Genomic DNA, 18,048 nt, shown 5'->3' on the forward strand with positions numbered 1-18,048 from the left:
GTCGTAATGCGCCAAGAAAACCACCCATTTCGAACCGCCCCCGTTCGACTCAATGGCGCGAAGCTAACGGCCGATGCTCAAGGAACGCATGACCTCTCCTCGACCCCCGGAAGGGCGTCGGGCGCTTGAGACGCATCATAACGAGGGAAGATGCCGTCGCGGTACGGGTAATTCATGATGTGTTGAGGAACCGATCCGGTCGGATCCTGTCCGCGACTCGCCACCGCACCCGCGCTGAACTTGGCAAGTATCGCTCGGAGCCACACCGTCCGGATCAGAACAGATTCTCGAAACTCACGACTTGGCCGCGATCGAACCCCTCTTCGATCTCCATCGAGGGGCAGGAGGGGGCCGAGAAACGACCGAGGCACCCTTCAGCGCCGACTCATTACCGGGCGGCCGCCGCACCGGTTCTCAAGGTCGCCACGAGTTGGAGGGGCCACCCTGACTGCCGGGCCCGTGGCCCCTCCAGTCTCCGCCGTCCCCGTCGGCGCGCGAACATCACCGCATCCACTGGTGCTCCGGGGATCCTCCAAGACTCCTCCAGCCCGTTCCCCGACGTTGAGTGACGGCACGCCATCGGTCCCGCGGCGAGGAGGCATCATCCATGTCCGGCTCGTTACTCTCCCCCACCGACACGTCCGGCGCGGTACGGCAGGCCACCGAACTGGCCGCCCGGCACGCCTCGGACGCGGACCTCGCTCGGCGACTGCCCGGCGAGGTGGTGGACGCTCTGGTCGCGGCGGGGTTCGCCCGGCACTTCGTGCCGGCCCGCTGGGGCGGACGGGCCGGCGGTTTCACGGAGTTGCTCGACTCGGTGTCCACGGTGGGCGAGGGCTGCACCTCGGCCGCCTGGATCGCCACGGTCACCGCCGGGGCCGCCCGGATGGGGGCCTGCCTGCCGGAGGAAGGACAGAGCGAGCTCTGGTCGGGCGGCGCCGACACCGTCGTCGTGGGAGCGCTCAACCCCACCGGGAAGGCCGTGCCGGTCGCCGGCGGCTGGCGGCTCACCGGTCAGTGGCCGCTGGTCAGCGGGGTGGACTTCGCCGACTGGACGCTGGTCTGCGCGATGGCACCCCGGCACGAGCGGGAGGAGGCCCGGTTCTTCGCCGTGCCGCGCCACGACTACCGGGTCGCGGACACCTGGTTCAACGTCGGCATGCGGGCGACCGGCAGCAACACCCTGATCTCGGACGGGGCGTTCGTCCCCGAGCACCGGTCCGTCGCGCGCGAGGACATCTGGCGCGGGCGGGCCGTCGGCTCCGCCGCGCGCTGCCACACCGCACCGCTGCGGTCGATCAGCGGCACCCTGTTCGCCGCCCCCGCGCTAGGTGCGGCCCGCGCGGCCGTGCGGGCCTGGTCGGCGCGCATGGTGGGCAGGCCGGGCCCGGCGGCGCAGGGCGTACTGGCCCGCGCCGAGGGTGACATCGAGGGCGCGGCCCTGCTGCTGCACCGGGTGGCGCGCACCGCCGACGACGGTACCGGCGACGCGCACGAGCGCACCCGGGCACCGCGGGACTGCGCGCTGGCCGCGGACCACCTCGTCGACGCGGTGGAGCGGCTCTTCCGCTCGGCGGGCTCCGGCGCCCAGGCCGAGGCCGACCCGCTCCAGCGGATCTGGCGCGATGTGCACTGCGTGGCCAGCCATGCCGCCCTGCGCTTCGAGACCGCGGGCATCGCGCACGGCGGTCAGTTGCTGGGCGCCGGCTGAGGAAGAGCCCACAGCCCGACCGACCCAGGCCACATCCATACAGAGAAGGAGTGACCGAGTTGCACGGAGAAACCGCTCCACCTCCCACCGGCCCGTTCGCCGATCCCGCCCTCTACACCGAGATCACCCAGTTCTACGCCTGGCACATGGCGCTGATGGACGAGGGCGAGCCGGACGCCTGGGCCGACGCCTACACCGAGGATGCCGTCTTCGAGGAACCGGGGCGGACCAATGTGCTGCGCGGCCGGGAGGCCATCCGGGCCTCGATCACCAAGCGCACGGCGGAACTCGCCGCGGCCGGCACCGTCATGCGGCACTGGATGAGCAACCTGGCCGTCACCCCGCAGCCGGACGGAACGCTGCGCGCCACGTACTACTCGCTGGCGATGCGGGCGCCCCGGGGCGAGCGGCCCGACATCTTCGCCCATGTCGTCTGCCGGGACGCGCTGGTCCGGGAGGGCGAGCGCTGGCTCATACGGCATCGGCACGTCGGCATCGACGCCTTGGAGAAGTGAGGGGACATGCGGATCGGAATCGTCTTCTTTCCCACTGTGGGCCCGGCCGACAAACCGGCCGCACAGTATTTCGACGAGTGCCTGCGATTAGTGGACCTGGCGGAGGAACTGGGCTACGACCACGTCAAGATAGTCGAGCACTACTTCTTCACCTACGGCGGTTACAGCCCCGACGCCACGACATTCCTCGCGGCCGCCGCGGGCCGGACCCGACGCGTCAGGCTCGGGACCAGCGCCACCATTCCGGCATTCCAGCACCCCGTGAAACTGGCCGGGAAACTCGCCATGCTCGACAATCTCTCCGGCGGACGGCTCGATGCCGCCTTCGGACGGGCCTTCCTGCCCGATGAGTTCGAGGCGTTCGGCATTCCGATCGACGAGAGCCGGCGGCGCTTCACCGAGAATGTCGCGGCCATTCAGAAGCTGTGGGCCGAGGAAGACGTCGTATGGGACGGGGAGTTCCACAGGTTCGGCCCCGTCACCCTGCTGCCGCGGCCGGTGCAGCAGCCGCATCCGCCCGTCTTCGTGACCACCGCGCAGAGCCTGGACTCCGTCGCCGACGCCGCCCGGCTCGGCCACCACCTCCAGACGGTGCCCAACGCCATGTCCCGGGAAGGTCTTGAGGAGCGGCTGAGTCTCTTCCGCGCACAGTGGGCGGGGGCGGACGAACCGCGGATCCACCTCAGCTATCCGACCGTGGTGAACGAGGACCCCGAGTACGCGCGCAAGGCGGGGCGGGCGGACGACGAGGCGAACACGGCGTCGTTCCGGACCGCGGTCGAGTCCTGGCGGAAGGTGTCGAGCGAGGCGTATCCCGGCTACGGCAAGCTGGCCGAGAAGCTGGCCCGGGGCGCCGACTTCGACGCGAAGGTGGGCGAGAACAAACTGCTGGTCGGCACTCCGGACGCGGTCCGGGGCCAGTTGGAGACCATCGCCGAGTGGTACGGCGACGACGTCACCCTCAGCCTCGGCGTCCACTCGGGCCATCTGTCCTTCGAGGACGCGGCCACCACCCTGCGTCTGCTGGCCGAGAAGGTGCTGCCCGGACTGTTCCCGCTCCAGGCGGCCTGAACGACAAGTGCCGTCCCGGGCCCGCCGGCTTCCGGGACGGCACGTTCCTGTCGCGGCCCTTTCACACGCCGAGCGCCGCCCGGTCGAGCAGCGGCTCCCACCAGGACGCGTTGTCCCGGTACCAGTCGACGGTGGCGGCGAGCCCCTGTGCGAAGGGGATCGAGGGCCGGTAGCCCAGTTCCTCCTGGATCTTGCCGATGGCGAGCGAGTACCGGCGGTCGTGCCCCTTGCGGTCCTCGACCGCGCGCACCCGCTCCCAGCCCGCGCCGCAGGCCCCGAGCAGCAGTCCGGTCAGCTCACGGTTGGTCAGCTCGGTGCCGCCGCCGATGTGGTAGACCTGCCCGGCCCGGCCCCCGCGCAGGGCCAGCTCGATCCCGGCGCAGTGGTCGTCGACGTGCAGCCAGTCGCGTACGTTGCCGCCGTCGCCGTAGAGCGGGACATCCTGTCCGGCCAGCAGCCGGGTCACGAAGAGCGGGATGACCTTCTCCGGGAACTGGTGCGGCCCGTAGTTGTTGGAGCAGCGGGTCACCACCACGTCCAGGCCGTGGGTGCGGTGGTAGGAGAGGGCCAGCAGATCCGAGCCCGCCTTGCTCGCGGCGTAGGGCGAGTTGGGGGCGAGCGGCTGGTCCTCGCGCCAGGAGCCGGTCGGGATGGAGCCGTACACCTCGTCCGTGGAGACATGGACGAAGCGGCCGGTGCCATGCGCCCGCGCGGCGTCGAGCAGGACGGCGGTGCCGGTCACGTTCGTCGTGACGAAGGGCAGCGCCCCGTGGATCGAGCGGTCGACGTGGGACTCGGCGGCGAAGTGCACCACCGCGTCCTGGCCGGGCACCACGGAGTCGACCAGTTCCACATCGCGGATGTCTCCCTGGACGAACGTGAATCCGGGATGGTCCGCCACCGGCCGAAGATTGGTGAGCGTGCCCGAGTAGGTGAGGGCGTCCAGTACCGTTACTTTCGGATTCGGGATCTTTGGATAATGTCCCGAGAGCAGATTTCGCACGAAATTGGAGCCGATGAAACCGGCGCCGCCGGTGACGAGAATCCTCATGTCCGGAGACTGCTGTCACCGGCTCAATATGCGGTGGTGACCTGCTCGCGGGCGAGTGGACTTCAACACCGCCCGTGTGTACGGCGGCAGTTGCTTGCGCCTATGCTGCCGGATATGCGTGGCATACTTCTCGCCGGCGGGACGGGATCGCGATTACGGCCCCTCACCCAGGCGGTTTCCAAGCAGCTCATGCCAGTGTTCAACAAACCGATGATCTATTACCCGTTGACCACCCTCATCAATGCGGGTGTCCAGGAGATACTGATCATCACGACGCCCCACGAGCGGGAACAGTTCGAACGGCTTCTGGGCGACGGTTCACAATGGGGGCTCCGCCTGGAGTACGCCACTCAGGGCCGCCCCGAAGGAATCGCCCAGGCCTTCCTGATCGGTGCCGAGTTCATCGGTGACGAGCCGGTGGCCCTGATCCTGGGCGACAACATCTTCCACGGCGTCGAACTCGGCACCCAGCTGCGGTCCCGGCAGGACATCACCGGGGGCTGGATCTTCGCCCACCAGGTGAAGGACCCCACCGCGTACGGCGTGATCGAGTTCGACGACCAGGGCCGGGCGACCTCCATCGAGGAGAAGCCCGAGCGGCCCAAGTCCCCCTACGCGGTGCCGGGTCTGTACTTCTACGACAACGACGTGGTCGACATCGCCCGCAAGCTGCGCCCCTCCGCCCGGGGCGAGCTGGAGATCTCCGACGTCAACGCGGAGTACATTCGGCGCGGTCGGCTCCGGGTCACCGTGCTGGAGCGGGGCACCGCCTGGCTGGACACCGGCACCTTCACCTCCCTGGTGGAGGCCGGTGAGTTCGTCCGCGTCCTGGAGGCCCGCCAGCGGCTGATGATCGGCTGTGTGGAGGAGGCCGCCTGGCGTGCCGGGCTGATCGACGACGACCGGCTGGCGGGGCTCGCCGAGCCGCTGATGCAGAGCGGATACGGCGAGTATCTGCTCGAACTCCTCCAGCCGTCCGCCCCGTAGGAGGCACCGTGCAGATCAAGGCGCTGTCGATCGAGGGTCTGTGGGAGGTGACTCCCCAGCAGCACCAGGACGCCCGGGGCCGGTTCATGGAGTGGTACCGCTTCGACCACCTCGCCGAGGCGGTGGGGCATCCGCTGGACCTGCGCCAGGCGAACCTCGCGGTCTCCTCGCTCGGGGTGGTGCGCGGCATCCACTTCGCCGATGTGCCGCCCGGCCAGGCCAAGTTCGTGACCTGCCCCGCGGGCGCGGTGCTCGACGTCATCGTCGACTGCCGGGAGGGCTCTCCGACCTTCGGGAAGTGGGAGGCGGTGCGACTGGACGGCGACACCCGCAAGGCGGTGTACATCTCCGAGGGTCTGGGCCACGGCTACTGCGCGCTCACCGACGAGGCGACCGTCGCCTATCTCTGCTCGGCGGTCTACGCCCCCGAGCGGGAGCGGGCCGTCCACCCCATGGACGCCGACCTGGACATCGACTGGCCCGCGCTCGGCGAGCCGCGGCTGTCCGAGCGCGACGCGGGTGCGCCGACCCTCGAACAGCTCGGCGCGGAGGGCCTGTTGCCGGACTACGAGGCCTGTCGGCGCTTCACCGCGAGCCTGGACGCCGAGGCCGCCGCGAAGGGAGCCTCCGCATGAGCGCGCCGGCGAGGACCGAGGTGTACGAGGTGGAGCACCGCGCCGAGGTCGCCGCCCCGGCCGAACTGGCGTACCGGCTGCTCTCCGACGTCACCCATTGGCCGCGGCTCTTCCCGAACATCGTGCACATGGAGCAGTTCTCCAGCGACGGCGACGGTACGAGCGAACGTGTCGGCGTCTGGCTGACCTCGGGCGAGCGGGTGTTCCCCTGGGTGGCGCTGCGCGTGCTGCGCCCCGGGGAGCTGCGGGTCGACTACCGGCAGGAGACGACCCAGGCGCCGGTCGCCGACATGGGCGGCTCCTGGATCGTGGAGCCGCTCTCGGAACGGGCGTGCCGGGTGCGGCTGCTGCACGACTGCCGGCCGGCCACGGACGAGCCCGCCACGCTGGAGTTCATCGCCGAGACCCTGGAGCGCAACAGTACGGCGGAACTCGCCGCGTTCAAGGAGGCGGCCGAGCGGGAGGCCGCCGACGAGCGGCTGGTGACCGAGATCGAGGACACGGCGCGGGTCGACGGATCGGTCGCGGACGTCTACGAGTTCCTCGCCGACGCGGCCGCCTGGCCCGGGCGCATTCCGCACATCGTGTCGGTGGACGCCCGCGAGGGCGGCGACAACGTGCAGCTGCTGGACTGGGTCACCCACACCGAGCGCGGCGTGGACCACCCCTCCAAGGTCGTCCGGGTGTGCTTCCCGCCGGACCGGATCGTGTACCGGCATCAGTTGCTGCCGCCGCTGGCCGCCGTGCACACCGGCAGCTACACCGTGACGGCCGACGGAGACGGGGCCGTGGTGTCCTCCCGGCACACCGTGGTCCTGTCCGAGTCCGGCATCGCGAGTGTGCTGGGCGAGGGGGCGGACGTGGAACAGGCCCGTGACTTCACCCGGCGGGCGCTGAGCACCAGCAGCCGGGAGGTGCTGGCGCGGGCGAAGGAGTTCGCCGAGCACCGACGGCACGGGGGCGGGTGAGGACACCGGTGTGCCGGTCAGTCGCCGGTGAGTACGACCTTGCCGCGCACATGGCCGGTCTCGACCTCGCGATGGGCCTCGGCGGCCGACGTCAGCGGGTGTGCGGCGGCAATGGGCAGCACCAGTTCACCCCGGGCCGCGAGGTCCGCCAGCTCGGCGAGGATCGCCGCGGAACGGGCGCCCCGCAGCCGTACGATGCCGTGCTCGTCGGCCGCCTTCTGGTCCACGGTGGTGCCGATCCGGGCGCGGTCGGCGACGAGCTCCAACGAGGCGTCCACGGCGGCGCCGCCGACCGCGTCGAGGACGACGTCCACGCCCTCGGGGGCCAGCGCCCGCACCCGCTCGACCAGTCCGTCGCCGTAGCCGACCGGTTCCGCGCCCAGGGACCGCAGATGATCGTGGTTGCGCTCGCTCGCCGTACCGATGACCCGCGCGCCCAGGCGCCGGGCGAGCTGCACCGCCACGGTGCCCACTCCCCCGGCCGCGGCGTGCACCAGCAGGGTGTCGCCGGAGGCGACCTTCAGCTCGCGCAGCGCGTTGTAGGCGGTCTGGCCGACGGCGGAGAGCGCTCCGGCCACCTCCCAGGACAGTGCGTCCGGTTTGCCGGTGACCGAGTCGGCGGGGACCGTGAGGACCTCGGTGTAGGCCGCCATGGCCGTGAAGCCGAGCACCTCGTCGCCCACGGCGAAGCCGGTGACGTCCGCGCCGACCCGGTCGATCATCCCGGCGAACTCGTTGCCGAGCCGCTGGGGGAAGGCCACCGGGACCATGCCCGCGAAGTCCCCGCGGCGCAGCTTCACATCGACCGGATTGACCCCGGCGGCGCGGACCCGGACCCGTACCTCGCCGGGTCCCACGACCGGTTCCTCGATCTCCAGCGGCCCCAGAACCTCGGGACCCCCGTACGCGGAGAACACGATTGCCGTAGCCATGCGGTCTTCCTCCCGTTCCACATCCGGTCCTCACTTCCCAACCACCCTACGATGCTTGGCAGTTGAGACGCTCAAGCGTCTCTCGGAACGTCTCTTGGAACGTGTATCGGAACGTGTCTCGGAAACCGGGGAGAACCCATGGCTGACAACGCCGACACCGGCGACAGGCTCGATGCGCGGCTGGTGAGACTCGGCGCGATCATCGTGTGCGGCGCCTTTCTCTCGGCGATGGACGCCACCATCGTCTCGGTGTCGCTGGACAGTGTCGGCCGGGAGTTCTCCGCCTCGCTCTCCTCGCTCCAGTGGGTCGCGGCCGGGTATCTGCTCGCGCTCGCCATGGTCGTCCCGGTGACCGGCTGGGCCGCGGAGCGCTTCGGCGCCCGGCGCATGTGGCTGTTCGCGCTCTCGCTGTTCGTCGCGGCCTCGGCCCTGTGCGGCGCGGCCTGGTCGGTGGAGAGCCTGATCGCCTTCCGGCTGTTACAGGGCCTGGGCGGCGGGCTCATCCCGCCGCTCGCCCAGATCCTGCTGGTGCGGGCCGCCGGACCACGGCGGATCGGCCGGGTGATGACGCTGGTCAGCGTGCCCACCCAGCTCGCGCCGATCGTCGGTCCGAGCGTGGGTGGTCTGCTCGTCCACGACCTGGGCTGGCGGTGGATCTACTACGTCAACCTCCCCCTCGGCGCGATCGCCATCGTGTTCGCCTGGCTCGCCCTGGAGAAGGACACCCCCGCCCCCGGTGAGTCCGGCCGCCTCGACGTCCTCGGACTGCTGCTGCTCTCCCCCGGACTGACCGCGCTGCTCTACGGACTGTCCGTGCTGGAGGAGTCCGAGGACGGCTTCGGCTCCGGCCGGGTCCTGGGCTTCGTCGGCGGCGGGGCCGCCCTGCTGGCGGTGTTCGTCCTGCGCGCACTGCGCCCGCGGGCACTGGCTCCGCTGGTCGATCTGCGGCTGTTCGCCAACCGGGCGTTCGCCCTGTCGTCCGGGCTGCTGTTCCTGCTCGGCGCCACCCTGTTCGGCGCCATGTTCCTGCTGCCCCTCTACTACCAGCAGGTGCAGGGCCACGACGCGCTGCGGGCCGGGCTGATGCTGGCCCCGCAGGGTGCCGGTACGGTGATCGCGCTCGCCCTCGCCGGGGCGCTGGTGGATCGCTTCGGCCCCCGCTGGATCGTGCTGACCGGCATCGCGCTGACCGTCGCGGGCACCCTCGCCTTCACCGGAGCCGGTACCGACACCGGCGACGCCCTGCTGACCGGCTCGCTGGTGCTGCGCGGTCTGGGCCTCGGCGCCGTCGCCACCCCCCTGACCGCCTGCGCCTACCGCTCGCTGAGCAAGGACGCCGTGCCCCGGGCCGCCCCCGCGCTCGTCATCGTCCAGCGCATCGGCGGCTCCCTGGGCACGGCCGCGCTCGCCGTGCTCCTCCAGGGGCAGATCAATGGGGCGGACGGCGCGGGCGAGCCGTCCGCCGCGGCCCTCGCCGACGCGTTCAACACCACGTTCTGGTGGACCGTCGGGCTCAGCGCCGTGGCCCTCGTCCCGGCCCTGTTCCTGCCCGGCCGCCCCCGCGAGACCGAGGACACCGAGCCTCCGGAGACGGACGACGGCTCAAGCCCCGCGTCAGCGGATTTCGAGCGGCGGCCGTAAGGCTGCGCCTCGCTAGGGCCACTCAGTCGGAAATCTTTCGGAAAGAGGAGCTGCCATGTCCGCCCGAACTCCCCAGACCCGTCGCCGTGTCCTGCGCTCGCTGGCCGTCACCGCGCTGGCCGTCCCCTCGCTGCTCATGGCCGCCGGCGCCGCGCAGGCGGACACCACAGCGGCCAAGTCGTACTCCCCGGTGGGTACTTGGAGCGCCCAGGTGACCACCTCGATCCCCAGCTCCGGTACCACCGGCTTCACGTTCCTCGCCGACGGAACCATGGGCAACGACACCGACACCTGGTACTGCACGGGCAGGACGACGTTCTCGTACGACATCAAGCACCCGCACAAGGACTCCAGCGGCAATGTCGACGGCTCGGTCGTCGGGCACCAGGACGCCGTGCTGAGCGACAAGGACCACTGGACCTCGCACGGGGTGTCCAACGTCCTCGACCTCCAGGGCAATGTCGTGAGCAGCTTCACGGTGGACGTGGTCGCGACCCGGACCTCGTAACGGCATCGACGAGCACCGACGACCATCGACGAACGGAGTTCCGGCCATGCGCGTGCTGTTCGCCTCCCCACCCGCCCTGGGCCATCTCTTCCCGGTGATCCCACTGGCCTGGGCGCTGCGCTCCGCGGGCCACGAGGTGCTCGTCGCCTCGTCCGACACGGCCGTGGACGCGGCCGTGAAGGCGGGCCTGCCGGTCGTCGACGTGTCCCCGGGCACCGACTTCGACCGGGTCTTCGGCGGCGGGCCCCAGCTCTCGCCGGCCGAGCTGGCGGCGCAGATGAAGGTGCGCGGCCAGGCCATCGTCAAGGCGGGCGGCGCCACCACCCCGGCGATGCTGGAGCGGTTCGCGACCGTCAGCGACCTCATGGCGGACGGCACGCTCAAGGCCGCCGAGGAGTGGCGGCCCGATCTGGTCGTCCACGGCCGGCTCCAGGGCGCGGGCCTGCTCGCCGCGCGGCGGCTCGGGGTGCCGGCCGTGGAGCACGGCTTCGGGATGCTGCGCGAGGGCGGCTTCGCCCAGGGCTTCCTGCCCTACCTGGCACCGTCCTTCGAACGGCACGGCGTCCCCGTGGAACTGCCCGCCCACGCGGTCCTGCATGTGGCACCGCCGAGCCTGATGCGGGGCGAGGGCGAGGGCTGGAACATGCGGTACATCCCCTACAACGCCGGGGGTGAACTGCCCGGTTGGCTCACCGCCCCCCGCTCGCGCGCCCGGGTCGCCGTGTCCCTGGGCACCATCGTGCCCAGGATGCTGGGCACGGGCGGTCTGGAGAAGCTGCTCGGGGCCGCCGCCGAGACCGACGCCGACTTCGTCGTCACCGGGATGAGCGAGCAGGACCTGCCGCAACTGCCGGGGAACGTACGGGTCGTGCGCTGGCTGCCGCTCAACGCGCTCCTGGAACGGTGCGACGCCACCGTGCACCACGGCGGCTCCGGCTCCACCCTCACCGCGCTCACCTTCGGTCTGCCCCAACTGCTGCTGCCCCACGGGGCGGACAACTTCGTCAACGCGGACGTCATCGACCGGGCGGGCCCGGGGCTGTCCGTGGACCCGCACGAGGTCACCACCGGCACGCTGGAGCGGCTGCTGACGGACGACTCGCTGCGGGCGGCCGCCCAGCAGGTGGCCGAGGAGGTCAGGCGGCAGCCGTCCCCGGCCCGACTGGTGGGTGAGCTGGAGGCGTTCGGGGCCTCCTGAGCCGCGCCACGGAATGAGGGGCCGACATCGCTGTCGGCCCCTCTTCTCTTCGGTGTTCCCGCCGCTCAGAGGTTGTGGATACCGCCGTCCACCAGCAGCACCACACCCGTGGAGTACGCGGCCTCGGCCAGCGTCAGCACGGACTGCGCCACGTCCTCGGGGGTGCCGATCCGGCGCAGCGGGGCGCCCGCCTTCACGGCCTCGCGCGGGCCGGTGAAGTCGGCGGTCCAGGGCGTGTCGATGAGCCCGGGGGCGACCGCGTTGACCCGGACCTCCGGCCCGGCGACATTGGCCAGGAGCCGGGTCAGATGATTGATCGCGGCCTTGCTGACGGCGTACGGGATGGAGCTGCCGGTCGGCTTGACGCCCGCGATGGAGGAGATGTTGACGATGGCTCCGCCGCCGTCGGCCTTGAGGTGGGGCAGGGCCGCCACGCTCATCTGCCAGGTGCCCACCACGTTGACGTCCAGGATCTCGCGCCAGATCGCCGGGGTGGCCGCGGCGAGGTCGGCATGCGGGATGAGCCGGGTGGCGCCCGCGTTGTTGACCAGCAGATCGAGCCGGCCGAGCCGCTCGATCACCGTGTCGACGATCCGGGCCGCCTGCTCCTCCACCGCGATGTCGCCCTGCACATAGACGGCGCCGGGCAGGGAGTCGGCGAGTTCCTTGCCCTCCTTCGGCGAGTTGCGGGAGTTGACCGCGACCCGGTAGCCGGCGGCGGCCAGGGTCCTCGCGGTCGCCTCGCCTATCCCGGACGTCGAACCGGTCACCAGGGCGACCCGCTGCGTGGACATGTGTGCCTCCTTGAGGCGTAGGAGTCAGGCCGTACCGTCGTGGGTGACCCGCCGGTACTGGACGAGCCAGCCGTCCTCGTGGCGGACCAGGGTGTCCTCGGCGTAGGTGTTCGCCGTGATCTGCGGCCGGCCGCCGCGCTCGGTGGCCATGGAGAAGGCGTAGTACCGCGTCCGTACGACGCCCTGCTCGTCCTCGGGATCCACTTCGAGCATGCCCAGCCAGTGGCGGCGGGTGATGCCCTCGGCGACGATCTGGTCCACCCGCTTCCGGGAGGCCACGGCGATGTTCACGCGGCCGGTCAGCGGTTCGGCGACGTTCTGGTCGAAGACGCCGTCCTCGGTGAACGTGTCCGCCCACTCCTCGGCGGCGCCGTTGTCGAGCAGCCGCATCTGTCGGGCGTAGAACTGCTGGATCTGCTGGAACAGACTGCCCGTCATGGAGTTCTTCTCCTCTGTATCGGCGGGTGCCGGGCCGAGACTGACAGCCGGCTCTCAAGGTGAACTCGATTCATCACACAGCGATTGGGCCGACCCTTCCCACGACAACCCACCTCGGGAGGGAGACAATTCATGAGGCTCGACGGAAGGGTCGCGGTCGTCACCGGCGGCACCAAGGGGCTCGGCCGACGGATCGTCGAGGCGTTCGCGAGCGAGGGCTGCAAGGTCGTCGCGGCGGGCCGGGACAAGAGCGCCGGCGCGGACCTCGTGGAGAGCGGCGGGGACGTGATCGTGCACGAGGCGGACGTACGGGACCCCGAGTCGGTGGACGAACTGATGCGCGCCGCCGCCGAGTACTTCGGCCACCTGGACATCGTGGTGGCCAACGCCGGGGTCAGCCGTCCGGGACCGGCGGCGCAGCTCGCCCCCGCGGACTTCGCGGACACCATGGCCACGAACCTCGGCGGGGTCTTCCACTGCACCCGTTCCGCGGTGCCGTACCTGGAGCGCAGCGAGCACGGCGGACGGATCGTCAACCTGTCCTCGGCGCTGGCCACCCGCGTCGCCCCGGGCGCGTCCGCGTACGCGGCGACCAAGGCGGCGGTGGAGATGTTCACCCGGGTGACGGCGGTGGAGCTCGCGCCGAAGGGCATCACCGTCAACGCGCTGTGCCCGGGCCTGATCGACGAGGGCATGACCCGCTCGATCAAGGACAACGAGCGGGTGTGGGCGCTGTACGCGCCGAAGCTCGCGATGGGGCGCCTCGGCTCCCCCGACGAGGTCACCGCCGCCGCGCTCTTCCTTGCGGGGGCGGAGAGCTCGTATGTGAACGGGCATGTGCTGGAGGTGAACGGGGGCCTCAACTGGTAGTCGGGCACCCCGGGTTCGCACGACGGCCGACACTGACCGCGCCGGCCGTCGTGCGGATCAGGCAGTCGCCGCCCCGTCGTCGGCGAGCGCCGCGTTGACCGCGGCGAGGTACTGACGGGGGGTCTCCGCGACCGCTACGGCGTCCTCGTCGACCTCGATGCCGTACTCGCGCTCGATCTTGCCGGTGGTCTGGAGCACGGCCAGGGAGTCGTAGTTCAGCTCGGTGAACGTCTTGTCGAGGATGTCGCCGTCCAGATTGACGCTCTCGTCCGCTCCGGCGCAGTCCCGGAGCAGCGTGGTCAGATCGTCGAGAGTGAGTTCAGTCGGCATGGTCTCTCCGTCTCCTACGTGGGGTTGTGTGGGGTCGCGGGTCGGGCGGCACGGGCTCAGGGCCGGTCGGCCCTAGCCCGGGGCGCGCACCACCATCGCCGCGTTGAAACCGCCCCGGCCGCGGGCCAGCACCAGTGCGGTGCGCAGCGCCGCGGGGCGGGGCTCGCCCGTCACCAGGTCGATGGGCAGACCCGGGGCGGGACCGTCGACGTTGACGGTCGGCGGGATCACCTGGTCGCGCAGGGAGAGCAGGGCCGCGGCCAGATCGAGTGCGGCACCGCCCGAGGACAGCCGGCCGGTCATCGTCTTGGGTGCGGTGACCGGAACGCCGTTCGGACCGAAGAGCGCGGCGAGGGCCAGAGCCTCCGTACGGTCGTCGGCGACGCCGCCCGCCGCGTCCGCGAACACCACGTCCACGTCTGCGGCGGTCAACCCCGCGTCCCGCAGCGCCAGTTCGGCGGCGTCCTGCAGTCGCGAACCCTCACCGGGCTGCGCGGCCGGGTCGAAGGTGGCCGCGTACCCGGCGATGGTCCCGTAGATGTCGGCACCCCGTTCCCGGGCCGCCGCCGCGTCCTCCACCACCAGCAGCGCTCCCCCCTCACCGGCGACGTGCCCGGAGGCGTCGGCGGAGAACGGGAGGTAGGCGCCGGCCGGATCGGCGACCGTGCTGAGGCGGCCGTCGGCGAGCTGGGCGGCCCAGCCCCAGGGGCACAGCGCGGACTCGACGCCGCCGGTGACCACGAGGCGGATGCCCTTGCGCACGACCTGCCGACGGGCCTGGGCCACCGCGTCGAGCCCGCCGGCCTGCTCGGTGACGAGCACCCCGCTGGGGCCGCGCAGCCCGTGCCGGATGGAGATCTGGCCGGTGTTGACGGCGTAGAACCAGGCGAACGACTGGTACGCGCTGACATAGCGCCCGCCCTTGCTCCACAGCGCTTCGAGCTCCCGCTGCCCGAACTCGAAGCCGCCCGCGGAGCTGGCGGTGACCACGCCCGCCGCGTAGTCGGGCAGTGCGGCGGTGTCGACATCGGCGTCGGCGAGGGCCTCGTCCGCGACGGCGAGCGCCAGCCGGGTGACGTGGTCCGTCTGCGGCATCAGCCGCCCGGGGGTGTGCTCGGCCGGGTCGAAGTCCCGTACCTCCCCGGCGAGTCGGGCCGGATACCGGTCGGCGTCGAAACGGCTGATCTCCCGGATCCCGCTCGCCCCGGCCAGGGTCGCCTGCCACCACGTCTCCCGCCCGAAGCCGTTGGGCGCGGCCACGCCCATACCCGTGACGACGGGGGGTGCGCCGGCCGTGGGGGCTGTCATCGTGCGTCTCCCTTCTCGGGGCGGATCAGGACCATCGCGCTCTGGAAGCCGCCGAAGCCGCTGCCCACGCTGAGGACGGCGTCGGTGCGCTGTTCCCGGGCGGTGAGCGGGGTGTAGTCCAGGTCGCAGGCCGGGTCGGCGGTGTGCAGGTTCGCGGTGGGTGGGATGACTCCGTGTTCGATGACGAGGGCGCTGGCCGCGACCTCCAGGGAGCCGATCGCGCCGAGCGAGTGACCGATCATCGACTTGATGGAGCTGACCGGGATGTCGTAGGCGTGGCTGCCTAGGCTGTGTTTGAAGGCGGCCGTCTCGTGCCGGTCGTTCTGCTTGGTGCCCGAACCATGGGCGTTGACGTAGCCGATCTCGGTGCGGTCGAGCCGCGCCTCGTCGAGGGCGACCCGGATCGCCTCGGCCATCTCCCGGCCGTCATTGGTGAGACCAGTCATGTGATACGCGTTGCAGCGGGTGGCGAAGCCCGCGATCTCGGCATAGATGTGCGCGCCGCGCCGACGGGCCGCGTCCAGTTCCTCCAGGACGAGCACGGCGGAGCCCTCGCCGAGCACGAAGCCGTTGCGGGAGGCGTCGAAGGGCCTGGAGGCGGTCTCGGGTTCGTCGTTGCGCGGCGACGTGGCCTTGATGGCGTCGAAGCAGGCGATGGTGATCGGGGAGATGGGCGCCTCGGTGGCACCCGCGATCATCACGTCCGCGCTGCCCTCCCGGATCAGTTCGACCGCGTGGCCGAGGGAGTCGAGACCGGAGGTGCAGCCCGTGGACACCGTTGCCACCGGCCCCTGGGCGCCGGAGCGCCAGGCGACCTCGGCGGCCATGGAGCTCGGCACGAAGTAGTCGAAGAGATGCGGTACGGCGAGGGTGTGGTCCACCTCCCACCTGCTGCCGCCCTCGCTGACGACGTTGTACTCGGCGTCCAGGCCCATCGTGCAGCCGACCGCACTGCCGAGGGTGACGCCCGTGCGCAGCGGGTCGACGCCCTGTTCCAGGCCGCTGTCGCGCAGGGCCTCGCGGGCACTGACGACGGCGAACTGGGCGGCGCGGTCTAGGCGTTCGGCTTCGGCGGGGCTGAAGCCGTGCTCCAGCGGGTCGAAATCGGCCTCGGCGGCGATCCTCGACCTGAACTGCGCGGCGTCGAAGGTGGAGATGGACCGGGTGGCGGTCCGGCCGGAGGTGATCAGGGACCAGAACTCCTTCGTTCCCACCCCTCCTGGAGCGACCACACCGATCCCGGTGATGGCGACACGACGGTTCATCGGCTGCCTTTCATGAGTAGCGGCTGCCTTTCCTATGGGGTTGCGTCCGCGTGCGAGAGGCGTCGTACGTCTTTGCACAGCCGGCCCAGCAGTTCGGGCAGGGCTCGGCCCCGTACGAAGTGGTGGTCGCCGACGACGGTCCGCCGGCCGTGGACGCCGTCGGCCCACGCCCGCCAGCCGTCCATCACCAAGGGACCGGCCAGCGGGTCGTCGGTGCCCGCGATGGTGAGCAGGGGGGTGGTGAGCGGTGCGTCGGCGGCCCGGCGCAGCTCGCGGGCGAGCCTCAGGTCGTCGCGGATGACGCCGAGAGCCGTGCGCTGCCAGATGCCGCCGCGTGGGGTGCCCGGTTCCACGGCGCCGAAGGTCTCCAGTACGTCGAGCAGCCGGTCGTCGGGCAGTTCGCAGGCGTCCAGGAGTGGGGTGCGGGAGTCGGGCGGCGGACAGGCGCCCACCACGACGAGCTCCGGCCCGCGGCGGCCCGCCCGCTCCAGGGCACGGGCCACGGAGTACGCGATCAGGCCGCCCAGGCTGTGTCCGTACAGTACGTACGGCTCCTCGGGCGGCGGTCCGTGGTGGCGCAGCAGGTCGGCGAAGAGTCCGCGGGCCGTGGTGACGCGGGGTTCACGGCGTCTGCCGTCGCGGCCGGGGAGCAGGACGGGTACCGGCAGCGCCGAGCCGGCCAGCAGTGCGGGCCAGCCGCCGAAGACGGAGGTGCCGGCGCCCGCGTGCGGGAAACAGAAGAGTTTCGGTAATCGGGAACTCCGGGTCATCGCCACCTCTTGGGTCGTCACCTCTTGGGGCGTGGCTTCGGGCGTCTCTCGGGGCGTCGCGAGTCGGGTCAGTCTGAGAAGACGACCTCGACCACAGATGGAGCGGCAGTGGTGCGGGGCCACAGCGGCGCACGGCGGGCCGAACGTCGTCCGGGCCCTGAGGTCGCTTCAAGCGCTGTTCCAGGCGGTGCTGTGAGCATCCCCGGGTTGTTCGGACCGTTGTACGGACCATCCGGAGCACCGTCAGGAGGATGTATGTCGGAGCAGGAGTCACGGACGGCCGTGGTGACCGGCGCGACCAGCGGGATCGGCCTCGCCACTACGCGGCTGCTGGCAGAGCGCGGTTACCGGGTCTTCCTCTGCGCCCGTACCGAGGACAGCGTGCTGCGTACGGTCAAGGAACTGCGCGACGAGGGCCTGGACGTCGACGGCCGCCCGTGCGACGTCCGTTCCACCGAGGACGTCCAGCGCTTCGTCGGCGCCGCGGCCGACCGGTACGGCACGGTCGACGTGCTGGTCAACAACGCCGGCCGCAGCGGTGGCGGGGTCACCGCCGACATCGCGGACGAGCTGTGGCTGGACGTCATCGCCACCAATCTCAACAGCGTGTTCCTGATGACCCGTGAGGTGCTGAACACGGGCGGGATGCGGCACAAGGACTGGGGCCGCATCGTCAACATCGCCTCGACCGCCGGGAAGCAGGGAGTCGTGCTCGGCGCCCCGTACTCGGCCTCCAAGCACGGGGTGGTCGGCTTCACCAAGGCCCTCGGCAATGAGCTGGCTCCCACCGGGATCACCGTGAACGCGGTCTGCCCCGGATATGTGGAGACGCCCATGGCCCAGCGCGTGCGGTCGGGTTACGCGGCCGCGTACGACACCAGCGAGGAGAAGATCCTGGAGAAGTTCCAGGCGAAGATCCCGCTCGGCCGGTACTCCACCCCCGAGGAGGTCGCCGGTCTCGTCGGCTACCTGGTCACCGACGCCGCCGCCTCCATCACCGCGCAGGCGCTGAACGTCTGCGGCGGTCTCGGCAACTTCTGAGCGACTTCCTTCAGG

General features: G+C 71.2%; 19 protein-coding genes. 11 read left to right on the plus strand and 8 right to left on the minus strand.

Annotation, left to right across the window (positions count from 1 at the left end; genetic code table 11):
- Positions 1–607: 607 nt before the first annotated feature.
- From BN159_RS12155 to BN159_RS12165, 3 genes are read left to right on the plus strand one after another with little or no spacing between them, the layout of a single operon-like run.
- Positions 608–1,711: an acyl-CoA dehydrogenase family protein gene (locus BN159_RS12155; protein ID WP_015657272.1), complete on the plus strand. Its 1,104-nt coding sequence runs from the start codon at positions 608–610 to the stop codon at positions 1,709–1,711.
- A gap of 50 nt (positions 1,712–1,761) precedes the next feature.
- Positions 1,762–2,226 carry a nuclear transport factor 2 family protein gene (locus BN159_RS12160; protein ID WP_197541376.1) on the plus strand — a complete coding sequence of 155 codons (465 nt, stop codon included), beginning with the start codon at positions 1,762–1,764 and terminating at the stop codon, positions 2,224–2,226.
- A 6-nt stretch (positions 2,227–2,232) separates the two neighbouring features.
- Positions 2,233–3,297 carry an LLM class flavin-dependent oxidoreductase gene (locus tag BN159_RS12165; RefSeq protein WP_015657274.1) on the plus strand — a complete coding sequence of 355 codons (1,065 nt, stop codon included), beginning with the start codon at positions 2,233–2,235 and terminating at the stop codon, positions 3,295–3,297.
- 61 nt (positions 3,298–3,358) lie between these two features.
- Here BN159_RS12165 and rfbB read toward each other — a convergent pair whose 3' ends face one another.
- The gene (rfbB, locus tag BN159_RS12170) at positions 3,359–4,348 is read right to left on the minus strand and encodes a dTDP-glucose 4,6-dehydratase (RefSeq protein ID WP_015657275.1); all 990 of its coding nucleotides are present in this window, start codon (positions 4,346–4,348) and stop codon (positions 3,359–3,361) included.
- A gap of 114 nt (positions 4,349–4,462) precedes the next feature.
- On the opposite strand from rfbB, the gene rfbA reads away from it, so the two are divergent.
- The 3 genes from rfbA to BN159_RS12185 are packed head-to-tail and all read left to right on the plus strand — an operon-like array spanning position 4,463 to position 6,938.
- Entirely contained in the window at positions 4,463–5,335 is an 873-nt protein-coding gene (gene rfbA, locus BN159_RS12175; protein WP_041819142.1) for a glucose-1-phosphate thymidylyltransferase RfbA, read from the plus strand.
- A 14-nt stretch (positions 5,336–5,349) separates the two neighbouring features.
- Positions 5,350–5,970: a dTDP-4-dehydrorhamnose 3,5-epimerase family protein gene (locus BN159_RS12180; RefSeq protein WP_197541398.1), complete on the plus strand. Its 621-nt coding sequence runs from the start codon at positions 5,350–5,352 to the stop codon at positions 5,968–5,970.
- Entirely contained in the window at positions 5,967–6,938 is a 972-nt protein-coding gene (locus BN159_RS12185; protein WP_015657278.1) for an aromatase/cyclase, read from the plus strand. The genes BN159_RS12180 and BN159_RS12185 overlap by 4 nt, the downstream gene beginning before the upstream one ends.
- A 17-nt stretch (positions 6,939–6,955) precedes the next feature.
- On the opposite strand, the gene BN159_RS12190 is transcribed toward BN159_RS12185, so the two are convergent.
- Complete coding sequence (locus BN159_RS12190) at positions 6,956–7,870, minus strand: NADP-dependent oxidoreductase (RefSeq protein WP_015657279.1); 915 nt, start codon at positions 7,868–7,870, stop codon at positions 6,956–6,958.
- A 138-nt stretch (positions 7,871–8,008) separates the two neighbouring features.
- Between BN159_RS12190 and BN159_RS12195 the strand changes: the two genes are divergently transcribed.
- The 3 genes from BN159_RS12195 to BN159_RS12205 are packed head-to-tail and all read left to right on the plus strand — an operon-like array spanning position 8,009 to position 11,217.
- The gene (locus tag BN159_RS12195; RefSeq protein ID WP_015657280.1) at positions 8,009–9,511 is read left to right on the plus strand and encodes an MDR family MFS transporter; all 1,503 of its coding nucleotides are present in this window, start codon (positions 8,009–8,011) and stop codon (positions 9,509–9,511) included.
- 55 nt (positions 9,512–9,566) lie between these two features.
- Entirely contained in the window at positions 9,567–10,019 is a 453-nt protein-coding gene (locus tag BN159_RS12200) for a hypothetical protein (RefSeq protein WP_015657281.1), read from the plus strand.
- A gap of 46 nt (positions 10,020–10,065) precedes the next feature.
- Positions 10,066–11,217, plus strand: coding sequence for a nucleotide disphospho-sugar-binding domain-containing protein (locus BN159_RS12205; protein ID WP_015657282.1), 1,152 nt, complete (start codon positions 10,066–10,068; stop codon positions 11,215–11,217).
- A 65-nt stretch (positions 11,218–11,282) separates the two neighbouring features.
- Here the strand turns inward: BN159_RS12205 and BN159_RS12210 are convergent, their stop codons facing one another.
- Together BN159_RS12210 and BN159_RS12215 are read right to left on the minus strand one after the other, a co-directional pair.
- Entirely contained in the window at positions 11,283–12,011 is a 729-nt protein-coding gene (locus BN159_RS12210) for an SDR family NAD(P)-dependent oxidoreductase (protein WP_015657283.1), read from the minus strand.
- Between the two features lie 24 nt (positions 12,012–12,035).
- Complete coding sequence (locus BN159_RS12215; RefSeq protein ID WP_015657284.1) at positions 12,036–12,449, minus strand: nuclear transport factor 2 family protein; 414 nt, start codon at positions 12,447–12,449, stop codon at positions 12,036–12,038.
- 132 nt (positions 12,450–12,581) lie between these two features.
- Between BN159_RS12215 and BN159_RS12220 the strand changes: the two genes are divergently transcribed.
- On the plus strand, positions 12,582–13,319 hold the full coding sequence (locus BN159_RS12220; protein WP_015657285.1) for an SDR family NAD(P)-dependent oxidoreductase: 738 nt from the start codon (positions 12,582–12,584) through the stop codon (positions 13,317–13,319).
- A 57-nt stretch (positions 13,320–13,376) separates the two neighbouring features.
- Here the strand turns inward: BN159_RS12220 and BN159_RS12225 are convergent, their stop codons facing one another.
- From BN159_RS12225 to BN159_RS12240, 4 genes are all read right to left on the minus strand, one after another.
- Positions 13,377–13,649 (minus strand): acyl carrier protein, encoded by a 273-nt coding sequence (locus BN159_RS12225; RefSeq protein ID WP_015657286.1) that lies wholly within the window; start codon positions 13,647–13,649, stop codon positions 13,377–13,379.
- Between the two features lie 72 nt (positions 13,650–13,721).
- Complete coding sequence (locus tag BN159_RS12230; RefSeq protein ID WP_015657287.1) at positions 13,722–14,957, minus strand: ketosynthase chain-length factor; 1,236 nt, start codon at positions 14,955–14,957, stop codon at positions 13,722–13,724.
- Positions 14,954–16,222 (minus strand): beta-ketoacyl-[acyl-carrier-protein] synthase family protein, encoded by a 1,269-nt coding sequence (locus BN159_RS12235; RefSeq protein ID WP_015657288.1) that lies wholly within the window; start codon positions 16,220–16,222, stop codon positions 14,954–14,956. Before BN159_RS12235 ends, BN159_RS12230 begins: the two co-directional genes overlap by 4 nt.
- A gap of 32 nt (positions 16,223–16,254) precedes the next feature.
- Positions 16,255–17,013, minus strand: a complete 759-nt coding sequence (locus BN159_RS12240; protein ID WP_231905605.1) for a thioesterase II family protein — start codon at positions 17,011–17,013, stop codon at positions 16,255–16,257.
- Between the two features lie 234 nt (positions 17,014–17,247).
- Between BN159_RS12240 and BN159_RS12245 the strand changes: the two genes are divergently transcribed.
- Complete coding sequence (locus BN159_RS12245; protein WP_015657290.1) at positions 17,248–18,033, plus strand: SDR family NAD(P)-dependent oxidoreductase; 786 nt, start codon at positions 17,248–17,250, stop codon at positions 18,031–18,033.
- Positions 18,034–18,048: the final 15 nt, after the last annotated feature.

The sequence above is a fragment of the Streptomyces davaonensis JCM 4913 genome (assembly GCF_000349325.1).
In the GTDB taxonomy this organism is placed as follows: domain Bacteria; phylum Actinomycetota; class Actinomycetes; order Streptomycetales; family Streptomycetaceae; genus Streptomyces; species Streptomyces davaonensis.